Below are 13,243 nucleotides of genomic sequence, written 5' to 3' on the forward strand. Positions count from 1 at the left end.
TTGTATTCTTGGTCGAAAACAATAGATTAGTGAGGTGCTCTTCTTTTTTCAATCACTTTCGAAGTTGAGAGTGGGGTCATTATTATGTATTTATACGCTTATTATTACGGGTATTGCTCAGCTTCACAACTACAGAGACGTATGCTTTGTATTACAAAGGGTAAGCGCCGGCTTTATAAATGGATTTTTTATCCATAAAATTATAAATAGAGCAGAGAGCATTTGCCCTAGCTAAGCGGTAAAGTTGGCGCACTAGGAGTGTTGGCGTCAGTGCCTGTCAATAAGCTCTTCGCATAAAAGGTGAGTTTCCAAAGCTCTTGTGACACGTGCGTGCCATAGGTGGTGAGTTGAATCCAGTTAGCCGCCACCAACTGCCGCTGTAATTGGTTTAAGTCATCTTGATAAATCTGACAACGTGCCACCGCGTGAACATTTGGCATGTCATTTTTGATATCTGTTTCAGCTTTGACTGCGATTAAGCGATTAATGGCGCTCTGTAAACCATAGCTTGAAAAGGTAGCCGGTATTTTTATTAAGGCGATGAGCACTTCTTGCCACGATAAAGTCATAGGGCGGGTGACGTCGGTTAAATTACCGCCTTCATAGGCTTGGGCTTTGTACTGAATCTCAAAAGTGTCTGTCAGCACCAGTGGCTTGCTGACACTATCGGCTGCTAAATGATCGGTAACAGCAGGGCGAGATTGGGTAAGTTCGGCTTTCTTGGTAGAAAAGCTCGTGGCCGTTTCTTCGGCCAGTGCCGATTTATTGGCTTTCATCAGCTCGTCGCTCACTCTTACCCAGCCGTCCCCTACTTCATGATTGGCGACCATTTTATAGAAGGCCTGAATGAGTAGCTGCTCGATATCATTTTCTGTTTCATAGTAATAAATCTTATCGGCTTTTTTGGTCACCATGTTGGTGAATTCTTGCAGCTGCCGACTGATATTGACCTCGTTATGATGACTTTTGACCAATATTAACAAGGGTTTGAGGTTGGCTTTGGCATTGAGATAGCTCAAATGCATTTGACTGACACCAGTATTTTGCGCCGTGCCATAGCTATCACCGATTATCATCAGCGCATAATCGCAAGCATCGATACACTGGCGACCATATAACGCCGCTTTGGGTAATTTGCTAGAAACGTCATAGGTTAAAAATGCGCGGCCTTGGAAAAACATCGCCACACTGTCTAAAACCAACAGTTGGTCGTTGTCAGCGCATATGACGTGAATATGATAGCGACGGTTTGACACAATCACCTCTAAACTTATTAGTCATATAAATGAAAGTTATCTCGATTGTTATCGAAAAGCCATAGCATCAGAGCCTGTCTAATATTCTGTTTGGCAAATACTAGCCTAGCATTATATTACGCAAATACGTTTAATTTATTGCTAATTCCACTAATATATTGCGGGATTATAACAGCTACTTCACTATTGCACAGGCAAAAAACCCTATTAGACTAAAACAAAAGGGCTTAAGGCGAAAGAATATACTGTATACGAGACTGTTTACCCAATAAACGTCGCACTACAGCGCCGAGCTGTTTATCATACTTAGTCGCATAAAAAGTCAAAGCCGGCGGTATATCTATAGCGGTCGCTAGGCCATTTAACGCTTCATTAGCTGATACCTTAACGGGTAATGCTAACAACTGTTCTGCTATCAATAGCTGCTTAACGCGCTCAGCGATTGCATGCCCCGAATCGACAATATGTAGCGCTAACTGCTGCTGAGTAATTTCTTGGCGTAAAAACGCTTTAAAAAATGGATAATGGGTACAGCCTAATACCAACTGATCGACGCCATCTTGCGAAAATTGCTGCAATTGCAGGCGTAAATCCTGAGCCGTTTTGCTGTCTTTAGGCATACCTGACTCAACCCAAGGGACTAAGTTTGGGTCAAAGTATTTGGAGACTCTGGTGGCATGAGGAATGGCAACATTGGTAATGACGTCATTTAGTAGCGCACCGTTTAACGTCGCTTTCGTTGCCAATACGGCTACGTGATGAGTTTTGCTGGCCAATACCGCAGGTTTTAAAGCAGGCACCAGACCAACAATAAGCAGCTGCGGATAATAGCGTCTGGCAGTCTCTAACGCATACGCCGAAGCACTATTACAGGCGATGACGATAAGCTTGCAGCCTTGTTGGTATAGCCATGCCACTGCAGCGAGCGTTAAGGCTTTAATGTCTTCACTATCACGATTGCCATACGGTACATGCAAGGTATCGGCATAATAAACGTAACGCTCATGCGGTAATTGCTGAGACAGATGTAGATAGACCGACAAGCCGCCGACGCCCGAATCGAACAAGCCGATTGGCGCACTGCGTTCCTTTTTAAGCGCGTTATTTATCACGCTATCATCTGCTTTAAGCGTTTTAAAACTATCATTAATAAATGTGGTTTTGTGCGTCTCAAGGCTATCAATAATATCAAGGCTTGTATTATCAGGCACTGCTTTTACGGCAACCTTCATTGCTTTCTTACCGCCGTTCTTATATAAGTATTAAATATAGTCTATTATGAATCTGATGGCATTGATAACGTATAAGCGTTATCACCACTTTGCAGCGTTAGTATCGTCTCACCTTCACGCTCTGTCAATTCACCAATTTCTGTTAAATGATAAAAAGCGTTACGTCCAATCAATGCTTCCAAGCCGTTTCGTACCATCATATAAGGACGAATTTGCGTAGAGCTTTCTGTACTTTCATTGTCTTCTCTATTCTTACTTTTGTCAGAATGGCTATTGTCATCAGAGTCTTTCATTGTATAAGCACGCAAACTAATCGGATGTTCATCATCTAAACGCACTACATCACCGGTGGTGGTCGTAAATTCTAGCCAGCTTTCACCTTGTTCTTCAACGATACCAACATCGTTAATCAGTAACGGCGCATCTTCTACGTGGATACGCAGTTTTTGTACCGGCGTCTTTAAAAAATACTCAACCGCGCCATTATTTTCTTCTTTCCACAAAATAGTGGCAAACAAACTGACTAATGACTGACGGGTCATGTGCCCGCCTTCGTGCCACCACTCGCCGTTGGCTTTGATGGTTAGATCCATGTCCGTTACTTGCTCAGGATGCCAGTTCTCAAGCGGCGGTATAGCGCGCCCTTCGCGTATACTTGGCGCTGACTTAAAATACTGACTCAAAGCATCCATACCATTTGGCGCAGATGCCTTGTCATTCGTGACTTTGAGGCTATCTTTATCATTAGAATTGTCGTTTTTATTATCGTCATTCATCATAAAATCCTTTATGTAGTAATCAAAGTTTGGCGCATCTATTATTACTATAAATTTTTGTTTCGGGTATGATGAAAGCCTATCGTCATTGTACCCCCATTATTTCCCTCTTACCTTAACATTGATACCCAGAAATGCGTATCGTGTTTGTAGGACTTTTCTTTTATAATGAGTAACGATTATTTATTTGCAATGGTTCAGTGGGTGTTGAATTAACAACACATTTTACGTTATGGGTGCTAGATTTTACGTCAATCTTTGTACGCTTAACGTCGTCAATTGATGCCGCAAAGACAGTTCTTATCGGGCAGCCATATGTCTGAGTAACGTTAGCGCCGCAAGCTTTATTATTCAATTGTTAAGCTAATGATGCCCTGAGATAAGCCACTAAAAGTTTAGGAGTAGGTATGCAAGAGCAAGACAATCAAAAGCCTGTTGTTGATAATGACACTGTTAGCAACGACGTTGTTAATAATGACATTGTCAGTAACGACACTGTAAATAGCGACATCGCACATACTGATGTAGCCGTAGAAGAAGTCGCCACTACTGAAGAAAGCGCTGCAACTGAGGCGACAGGAGTTGCCGCTGAGCCAGTAGAATCCACTACTGCAACAGAAGCAACGCCCGAGCCAGCCGTAGAACCAGAAACTACTGAGCCTGAAATCGAACGTGAATCAATGGAATTTGATGTCATCATCGTCGGCGGCGGCCCAGCGGGTTTATCAGCGGCCATTCGTCTGCGTCAGCTTGCTCTTGCAGCGGGCAATGATGAGCTCATGGTTTGTGTGGTCGAAAAAGGCTCAGAGTTTGGTGCGCACACCTTATCTGGTGCGGTTATTGAGCCGCGCGCCTTAAACGAGCTGATACCAGATTGGAAAGAAAAAGGCGCGCCACTAAACGTACCTGCCATTGAAGACCGCGTTTATATGCTCGGTTCTGCGACCAAAGCAACCAAGCTCCCTGATTCTATCGTACCCGCCAGCATGCACAATGAAGGTAACTACATTGTCTCATTGGGCAACGTCGTTCGCTGGTTAGCTGAGCAAGCAGAAGAGCTTGAAGTCATGATGTTCCCAGGCTTTGCTGCCGATGAGATTTTATATAATGATGACGGTTCGGTAAGAGGGGTTTTGACAGGCGACATGGGCGTGGCTGCCAATGGTGAAGCCAAGCCGAGCTTTGAGCCAGGTTACGAGCTGCTAGGTAAATATACCATCTTTGCCGAAGGTTGCCGTGGACATTTGGGCAAGCGCCTCATCAGCCGTTTCGCGCTTGATAAAGACTCAGACCCTCAGCATTATGGTATCGGTCTAAAAGAGCTATGGGAAGTCAGCCCAGAGAAGCACGAGCAAGGCGTGGTCATGCATGGTTCAGGTTGGCCATTAACGGATACCGGCTCATCTGGCGGTTGGTGGTTGTACTTCGATGAAAACAACCAAGTCAGCTTTGGTATGGTCATCGACCTATCGTACTCAAACCCTTATATGTCACCGTTTGATGAGATGCAGCGCCTAAAACTTCATCCAGTCATTCGCAACGTCTTAGAAGGCGGCAAACGCCTGTCATACGGCGCGCGTGCGTTGACCAAAGGCGGCTTAAACTCCTTACCAAAATTCACCTTCCCAGGTGGCGTGTTGGTCGGTGATGATGCAGGCTTCTTAAACCCTGCCAAAATCAAAGGTACGCACACCTCAATGAAGTCAGGTATGTTGGCGGCTGAAGCGATTTTTGAAGCGTTACAAGCAGGCCGTGAGTATGACGACGTGGTTGCCTATAGCACCATGTATAAAGAATCATGGCTGTATCAAGACAACTACGAAGCGCGTAACTTTGCCCCAGCCATGCACCGTATGGGTCAATGGATGGGCGGCGCCTTTACCTTTATCGAGCAAAATTTGCTTGGCGGTAAAATGCCTTTGACCATTCATGATAATAAGAGAGATTATGATCAGCTAGAGCGTGCGGCGCATGCTTATCAGCCAACCTATCCTAAGCCAGATGGTAAGCTGATATTTGATAAGCTGTCATCAGTCTTTATCTCCAACACCAACCACGCTGAAGACCAACCGACGCATCTGAAACTCACCGATCCTACGGTGCCTGTTTCAATTAACTTACCGCTGTATGCTGAGCCTGCGCGTCTGTACTGCCCTGCTGGCGTTTATGAAGTGGTGAAAGATGCCGAAGGTGCTAAGTTTGTTATCAATGCGCAAAACTGTGTGCATTGTAAGACCTGTGATATCAAAGACCCGTCACAGAACATTACTTGGGTAACGCCAGAAGGCGGCGGCGGTCCTAACTATCCAAACATGTAAATCATGTTTGAGATAATTATGGCTTAATAAAAAACCGCTCTTAATATAAGGGCGGTTTTTTTATATTTATAGCTTCGACAGCATAACTTTTTAGCTTACTAAAAAATACTAATCAGTCCACGCATCACGATTGGCTTCATCTCTTAATTTTACAAAGTCATCGGGGTCGAATTTGATTTGCTCGCCGGTTTTGCCTTCTTTGATTTGTCTTTCATAATCACGCAAAATTCTAAGCGCCACTGGCGACAAGATTAAAATCGCTATCAAGTTGACGAGTGCCATGAGACCCATTGATAAGTCAGCGAAGTTCCAAATAGCAGGTAAGCTAGCAATAGCACCAACAAATACCATGCCTAAAACCATAAAACGGAAAATCATAATCATGACTTTGGCATTTTTTTCACCAGAGATAAATTCAAGATTGGACTCGCCATAGCTGTAGTTGGCAATGATAGAGGTAAACGAAAAGAAGAAAATTGCAATCGCGACAAAAACTACGCCCATATCGCCCACATACTGCGACAGTGCCAACTGGGTTAATTGAATACCTTCTTGTTCGACATTTGGATCGACGACACCTGAAAGTATAATAATCGCCGCGGTTGCCGTACAGATAACCAGCGTATCCATAAAGACACCGAGCATTTGCATAAAGCCTTGCACCGCTGGATGGTCAGGATGGCTTTTTGCCGTCGCTGCGGCATTGGGCGCTGAACCCATACCCGCTTCGTTCGAAAACAAACCACGCTTGATACCATTAATCATCGCCTGCGCAATACCATAACCAATCACACCGCCCGCCGCTTGCTCAAAGCCAAAGGCTGATTTTACGATCAAGGCAACGGCTGCTGGGAATTCGCTAAAGTTGGTGATAATAATATAAAGCGCCAACAAGATATAAAGAATCGCCATGACTGGCACGATTTTACCTGCAATACGTGCAACCGAGCGTAGTCCGCCAAATACCACTGGGGCGACGAGCGCGACCAGTATTAACCCTGTCATCCATGTTGGAACACCAAACGCTTCATTGGTCGCCTGCGCAATCGTATTCGACTGCACGCCATTAAACGCCAAACCAAACGCAACCAGCAAACAAAGCGAGAAAAATATCGCCAGCCAGCGCTTGCCCAAACCTTTTTCGATATAGTAAGCCGGTCCACCGCGGTAAACATTGTCATTATGCGGCACTTTATAGGCTTGGGCTAAGGTTGACTCGATAAAACTGGTCGACATACCGACGAGCGCCGTCATCCACATCCAAAATACTGCGCCCGGTCCACCAAGATAGATAGCGATCGCTACCCCTGCCAGATTACCGGTACCGACACGCGCCGCTAAAGACGTCATCAGCGCCTCAAACGAGCTGATACCACCATCTTTACGGCCTTGGTTTGACACCCGTAATAATTGCCACATATGACCAAAGTGACGAAACTGAATAAAACGCGTAGCAACGGTGAAATATAGACCAGCCCCAATCAACACAAACATCAACAATCCATACCAAGGATTGCTGGCGATTAACCAATCGTTATTACCCCAGATAATACTAACGCCGTAATTCACGATGTTATTAAACCAGCCTGCTATGCCGTCACTCATACCTACTCCTCACTTACGTTTATAAATGTTACTTATTTTTATATAGAAACACATTTAACTGATTATAACGCTCATAATTCTGCTAAGCATCTCTACTAATAAGATGCCGTGTGCATTCTATAGAGATTAAGACGCCTACTACTATCAAATTTTTTTATTAATTTAAAAAAACTATTTCCGAAATAAATGTCACTTACTATTGAAGTCCTATAGAATGGAGAATGTAACAAATCAGTAGCATTGGTTAGACATTTATTGTACGATTTCAGTAATATTAAATGTTCTAAACACTTATAGAAGTCTACTTTATTACCGACCACGTTTTTTAACTATGATAGAGTGGATTTTATAGATATTAGCATTCGGTTGATATTGATTTATTGGTATGAATGACTAACGTATTAACAACTTTAAGACTCTTGTCAGGAAGACGGGATCGTAAAAAGACAGCGGATTGTTGACCTTCATCGTTTTTCCTCGATAAATCCCCTTTTTTTCTGCAAGACACTCTTAAAAACCCTAGCATTTATGATGTTGTTTATTTGATTAAGTCAGCTGAATGTTAAATAAATGACTATTAAATCGCTTTATGACTGGTTCACGTTTTAGTATTTGGTTTTTATTATTTTTCATTTGTGCGCATTTTTTCAGCTAAGCTGTTGAGTCATTTTGTATGAATCATCTATAGGATGGTTTTTTTATAGACACAATTTCGCTTAAAGCGATAGACAAGAATAACTTATTAAGCTCAAATCAAATATTATGTTTTTAGGCAAGACAAAAGGAGTTGTCCTATGGAAAACCACAACGATCCATCTGGTTATTGGCGTGCCAATATCCGTCTCATTATAGGTTGCCTCATTATTTGGGCCCTCTGTTCATACGGTTTCGGTATTTTATTTCGACCATTATTAACAGGGATTCGAATAGGCGGTACTGACCTAGGATTTTGGTTCGCTCAGCAAGGTTCCATTGGCGTATTTATCATTTTAATTTTCTTCTACGCGTGGCGTATGAATAAGTTAGATAAACAATATGGTGTAGACGAGGAATAGCCCTATGAGTCAATTTACGATTAATATTATTTTTGTAGGTCTATCTTTCGCTTTATACTTCGGTATTGCATGGTGGGCACGTGCAGGTTCAACCAGTGAGTTTTATGTTGCTGGCGGCGGCGTCCATCCTGTAGTAAACGGTATGGCAACGGCTGCTGATTGGATGAGTGCCGCGTCATTTATCTCGATGGCAGGTATTATTGCTACTGGCGGCTATGCGGCCTCAACTTATTTGATGGGTTGGACGGGTGGTTACGTTCTACTGGCCATGCTGCTTGCGCCTTACCTACGTAAATTTGGTAAGTTCACGGTTCCAGATTTTATTGGCGACCGTTTTTATTCTAAGACCGCAGCGATGATTGCCGTGGTTTGTTTGATTATTGCCTCAACCACTTATGTCATCGGTCAGATGACCGGCGCTGGGGTGGCATTCTCACGCTTCTTAGAAGTGGATAATACCACGGGTCTGATTATTGCCGCGGTCGTTGTTTTCTTCTACGCCGTACTTGGTGGTATGAAAGGGATTACCTACACGCAGGTTGCGCAGTATATTGTTCTGATGATTGCTTATACCATTCCTGCGGTGTTTATCTCACTTGAATTAACAGGCAATCCGATTCCGGGTCTTGGTTTGTTCTCGAACCATGTGGAAGCCGGTATTCCTATCTTAGCTAAGCTTGATCAAATCGTCGTCGACTTAGGCTTTACTGCTTATACCGCTGACGTGCCAAACAAGCTAAATATGGTGCTGTTTACTTTATCACTGATGATTGGTACCGCGGGTTTACCGCACGTTATCATTCGCTTTTTCACCGTTCCTAAAGTTGCTGACGCCCGTTGGACAGCTGGTTGGACGTTAGTTTTCATCTCGCTACTCTATTTTACTGCTCCGGCAGTAGGTGCGATGGCACGTTTAAACCTAATCGATACCATTTATCCACAAGGTGTTGATGCCCCTGCGATCGAATATGATCAACGTCCAGATTGGATGAGAACATGGGAAGATACCGGTCTTATTAAATATAACGATCTAAATAACGATGGTCGTATTCAGTTATATAGCGATAGCGGACTTGGTGCAGCAGAGCTAGCATTGGCTGCCGCAACAGCTGACGGCGGTGATGTTGCGGCAACGACGGCGGCGGTTGAAGAAGCAAAAGCTGAACATGCTTTAGAGCGTGATGGTATCTTTGTCGATAGAGGCTGGGAAGGTAACGAGCTTGATGTCAACGCTGATATCTTGGTATTGGCCAATCCGGAAATTGCACAGCTACCAGGTTGGGTTATTGGTCTTATCGCCGCCGGTGGTTTGGCAGCAGCGCTTTCAACGGCAGCGGGTCTACTACTTGCTATCTCATCAGCAATCAGTCATGACTTGATTAAACGTAACTTAAATCCAAACATTACTGATGCAGGCGAGCTAAAAGTTGCCCGTATCACGATGGCAATTGCGATTGTGGTTGCGACTTGGCTTGGTATTAACCCGCCAGGATTTGCCGCACAGGTTGTGGCACTAGCCTTTGGTATTGCAGGTGCGTCACTGTTCCCTGCGCTGATGATGGGTATTTTCTCAAAACGTGTTAACAACTTGGGCGCTATCGCTGGTATGTTGACGGGCTTGATTAGTATCTTGGTGTATATCTTTATCTTTAAAGGCTGGTTCTTTATCAGTGGTACAGCAAGCTTCCCTGATACAGAAGAGTATTGGTTGTTCGGTATCTCGCCACTATCATTTGGTGCGGTTGGTGCATTACTGAACTTTATCGTGGCATTTATTGTTTCTTATGCAACGACGCCACCACCAGCACATATCCAAGAATTGGTTGAAAGTGTTCGTTCTCCACGTGGAGCTGGCGGCGCAATCGATCACTAATCTAGACGATATTATGTGCTATTCTTTGTAAGATAATCACTCACCGGCAGCAACTGCTTGTGAGTGATTTTTTTATCTTTTTATGAATTGGTTTTAAATGCGCTGATGGCGTTAAGGAAAAATCTTATGCTTTTTGAGTTTATCGCCACCATAGCTGCTGGATTTGGTATGGCTGGGATAGCACTAATCATAACTCATCTCAGCAAACTGGCAGGAAAAAAAGCCCCAAGATGGCTGATTCCATTATTTGGGGCGATTGGTATTTTTGGCTTTCAAATCAGCCAAGAATATAGCTGGTTCGAGCAGCAAACTGCGCAACTACCTAACGGCGTGCATGTGGTGAAAAAAGTTGAACAGAGCACATGGTTTCGTCCTTGGTCATATATCAAACCACAAACCTTTCGTTTTATGGCCGCAGACAGTGGGCACGCGCGCGCTAATGCTGATAATCCAGATGTTTATTTGGTGAATTTATATTTGTTTGAGCGACGTCGAAGTGTGCAGCAAGTACCGCAAGTTATTGACTGTGCTGCCCCCGCTCGCGCCGATTATGTATTGCAAGAAAAGGATAGTAAGCTGAGCATTGATGAGCATGTGAATCAAACCACTAAGTGGCGGCCATTAGAAAAAAATGATCCGTTATATATCAACGTTTGTATCAATAAGAATTAATAACGCATATTGTTACTGGTATAAGCATGCTTTGAGTTTGCCCCCAATAATAAGCCGGCGCATAGTCCGCCAAAATGCGCCGCCAATGAGATACCTTGCTGCGGCATCAAACCTTGTTTGATGATCAACCAGTAACCAGTTCCCATGACGATGCAAGCAAGCAGATAACCCCAGCGCCGCGCAAATAACGCTCCGCCTATCATATAACCCAGCATCGCAAAACATAGCCCCGACGCGCCGATATGAATCGACAATGGCGAACCGATAATCCAAGTCGCCAATCCTGACGCCACGATCAATTTAATTACCGTACGATAAGCATTATTTTCAAATAGTCCGAACAAAAATAAAATTTGTAATAACGTCAACGTATTGCCAAGTAAGTGAGAAAAATTGCCATGCATCGTCCATGACGCAAACACCCCAATCATACTACCTAAGTCTAACGCCCGTGGCACAATCCCAAAGATATTCCATAGCCCGAAAAGCAGCGTTTCATTGAGAAAAAACATGCCCCACATCGGTATAAGAACAAACGCATATAAGCCAAAAACTTGCTTAATTCTGCGCGTTATTAAGCTAAATAATTGCTGCCACTTCATAACAAACCTTATCTTTTAAACCTTTGAATGTAATTAAAACCCTATTGCTCGCTCACAGAAGACAATGTGCTTTTTACAGGCTTAAATGACAATGATGAGGTGTCTTCTTCTGCCGTTAATACACTCTTGGCATGCAGCAAAGAGGTCGAATGATAAGGAACCAACGCCGTTGGCATAAAATTACGCGCGGCATCAATATGTTTAACCGAATCATCAAAGAAGATATGTGGCGCAAAGGTTTTTAATACTGCCGTCTTTTCAAGTCCGCCCAAAAAAAATGCCATGTCGAGATCAACACCCCAATCACGTAGCGTTTTAATCGCCCGTAAGTCCGCAGGGGCATTACGGGCAGTGACTAACGCTATCTTCATGGGAGAAGTATGCAAGCTTGCAGGCAATCGCTCTTGCATTTTTGACAGCTTAATCAACAGCTCTGCATAAGGTCCTTTTTCTATCGGCAAATCCTGCATTTCGGCTTCACGCTCATGAAAAGCCCGCAACCCTTTTTGTTTATAAAGCAGCTCACCTGAGTCATCAAACAATACCGCATCACCATCAAATGCGATACGCAGCTGCTTAGTATCGAGCTCATAAGTATTTACTGGTGTGGCATCTAATATCGCACAGGCACAAATATTGGCATCGGCAACTTGCTGAGCGTCATCACGATTGGTGGTCAAAAACAAATCCACATTAAAATCTTTAATATAAGGCGCTATAGGGCTTCCGGATATAAATGCCGAGCGAGAAATAGTTAAACCATGTTCACGAATTGCATTAAGCACCTGAATACCTGTATCAGGGCTACTTTTTGAGACGATAACCACTTCTACCAATGGCGTCTCGATACCTGCGTCCTGCGCCTCGCAATCATGGCAATAATTATTCAAATTTAACAATGCTTTAATAAGCGGATAGCCGGCTCCAATGCTGAGCGAATCATTCTCGCGTTCAGCCATATAGTCACGGAACTCTTTAATCGCCTCGCTGGGTCGCTGCTGTAATAATGCTATCAGATGATTTTCAGACTCTGATAAATCAAATAAAGCGGTTGCTGATATCGCAACGATCAAGGTATTGGTAAAATCAACTGCCATAGCTTTCTCTATTTATAAAAACTTTGTTAAAAAAATTATGTTAAAAATATCAAACGACCAGTTTACTACATCTACCTCAATCTATAATGTTAAGAAATTTCTATGAGTAAACCTTTGTTTTATGACGGATTAAAAGACATAAAAAAAGCCTGCATACACAGGCTTTTTATTTTTTAATAAATCAGGTCTATAAGTAATTCTATATTATTAATAATGATTAACTAAGGTCAGTATCTTCATTAATGACAAAGCTCACAATCATAATGACATGATACTTATTAATCTTACCATCGGTAATACCAACTTTCTGCTCTTTTACCCAAGCACCTTGAACATTGTTAACGGTTTTGGCGATACGCGCCACGCCTTTTTGAATAGCGTCTTCAAAACTTGTTTCTGAGGTGCTGCTTACTTCAATATTCTTTGCAATAGTCATAATCATTTCATCCTTGTGATTATTAATTTTTATGATATTAAGTTCATTTATAAAAGCCCATGTTTCTCTAGTAATCCTGCATCGATAACATGAACTGTAATAATCATAGCTTTAATAAGTCATCTCAACAATACCTAGCTGTTAAGTTATGTATTAAGGATATGTAAAATAGTTTTCTAACCTCAACCGCTAGACAAAGAAAAGCCCCTCAACAATTAAGTTGAGGGGCGATTCAGGAATAGAGAGCTGACGATGACCTACTCTCACATGGCCGGGGCCACACTACCATTGGCGCGATGATGTTTCACTTCTGAGTTCGGG

General features: G+C 43.1%; 11 protein-coding genes. 4 read left to right on the top strand and 7 right to left on the bottom strand.

All coding sequences use genetic code 11. The features are described 5' to 3' along the window. Positions 1 to 227 precede the first annotated feature (227 nt). The 3 genes from FOR85_RS11945 to FOR85_RS11955 form a co-directional block, all read right to left on the bottom strand. Positions 228 to 1,256 carry a DUF4062 domain-containing protein gene (locus tag FOR85_RS11945; RefSeq protein ID WP_223808630.1) on the bottom strand — a complete coding sequence of 343 codons (1,029 nt, stop codon included), beginning with the start codon at positions 1,254 to 1,256 and terminating at the stop codon, positions 228 to 230. 227 nt (positions 1,257 to 1,483) lie between these two features. Then, positions 1,484 to 2,488, bottom strand: a complete 1,005-nt coding sequence (gene murI, locus FOR85_RS11950) for a glutamate racemase (protein WP_144298088.1) — start codon at positions 2,486 to 2,488, stop codon at positions 1,484 to 1,486. 44 nt (positions 2,489 to 2,532) lie between these two features. Then, positions 2,533 to 3,267: a DUF1285 domain-containing protein gene (locus FOR85_RS11955; RefSeq protein WP_373681956.1), complete on the bottom strand. Its 735-nt coding sequence runs from the start codon at positions 3,265 to 3,267 to the stop codon at positions 2,533 to 2,535. A 677-nt stretch (positions 3,268 to 3,944) separates the two neighbouring features. Between FOR85_RS11955 and FOR85_RS11960 the strand changes: the two genes are divergently transcribed. Continuing rightward, positions 3,945 to 5,582 (top strand): electron transfer flavoprotein-ubiquinone oxidoreductase, encoded by a 1,638-nt coding sequence (locus FOR85_RS11960; RefSeq protein WP_144298096.1) that lies wholly within the window; start codon positions 3,945 to 3,947, stop codon positions 5,580 to 5,582. A 108-nt stretch (positions 5,583 to 5,690) separates the two neighbouring features. Here FOR85_RS11960 and FOR85_RS11965 read toward each other — a convergent pair whose 3' ends face one another. After that, entirely contained in the window at positions 5,691 to 7,187 is a 1,497-nt protein-coding gene (locus FOR85_RS11965; protein ID WP_068406960.1) for a sodium:alanine symporter family protein, read from the bottom strand. Positions 7,188 to 7,981: 794 nt separating this feature from the next. Here FOR85_RS11965 and FOR85_RS11970 point away from each other — a divergent pair. The 3 genes from FOR85_RS11970 to FOR85_RS11980 all read left to right on the top strand — a co-directional run bounded on the left by FOR85_RS11970 (position 7,982) and on the right by FOR85_RS11980 (position 10,787). Next, a complete protein-coding gene (locus tag FOR85_RS11970; protein ID WP_144298090.1) occupies positions 7,982 to 8,242 on the top strand; it encodes a DUF4212 domain-containing protein in 261 nt (86 codons plus the stop codon). 4 nt (positions 8,243 to 8,246) lie between these two features. Then, positions 8,247 to 10,115 carry a sodium:solute symporter family protein gene (locus FOR85_RS11975; protein WP_144298091.1) on the top strand — a complete coding sequence of 623 codons (1,869 nt, stop codon included), beginning with the start codon at positions 8,247 to 8,249 and terminating at the stop codon, positions 10,113 to 10,115. A 126-nt stretch (positions 10,116 to 10,241) separates the two neighbouring features. Beyond that, entirely contained in the window at positions 10,242 to 10,787 is a 546-nt protein-coding gene (locus tag FOR85_RS11980; protein ID WP_144298092.1) for a hypothetical protein, read from the top strand. On the opposite strand, the gene FOR85_RS11985 is transcribed toward FOR85_RS11980, so the two are convergent. From FOR85_RS11985 to FOR85_RS11995, 3 genes are all read right to left on the bottom strand, one after another. Then, the gene (locus FOR85_RS11985) at positions 10,784 to 11,389 is read right to left on the bottom strand and encodes a rhomboid family intramembrane serine protease (protein ID WP_144298093.1); all 606 of its coding nucleotides are present in this window, start codon (positions 11,387 to 11,389) and stop codon (positions 10,784 to 10,786) included. The two genes, FOR85_RS11980 and FOR85_RS11985, sit on opposite strands and share 4 nt — an antisense overlap. 41 nt (positions 11,390 to 11,430) lie before the next feature. Beyond that, positions 11,431 to 12,486, bottom strand: a complete 1,056-nt coding sequence (locus FOR85_RS11990) for a 5'-nucleotidase (RefSeq protein WP_144298094.1) — start codon at positions 12,484 to 12,486, stop codon at positions 11,431 to 11,433. 217 nt (positions 12,487 to 12,703) lie between these two features. After that, the gene (locus FOR85_RS11995; protein WP_105246437.1) at positions 12,704 to 12,922 is read right to left on the bottom strand and encodes a dodecin family protein; all 219 of its coding nucleotides are present in this window, start codon (positions 12,920 to 12,922) and stop codon (positions 12,704 to 12,706) included. Positions 12,923 to 13,243: the final 321 nt, after the last annotated feature.

Source organism: Psychrobacter sp. YGAH215 (assembly GCF_007280595.1).
Classification (GTDB): domain Bacteria; phylum Pseudomonadota; class Gammaproteobacteria; order Pseudomonadales; family Moraxellaceae; genus Psychrobacter; species Psychrobacter faecalis.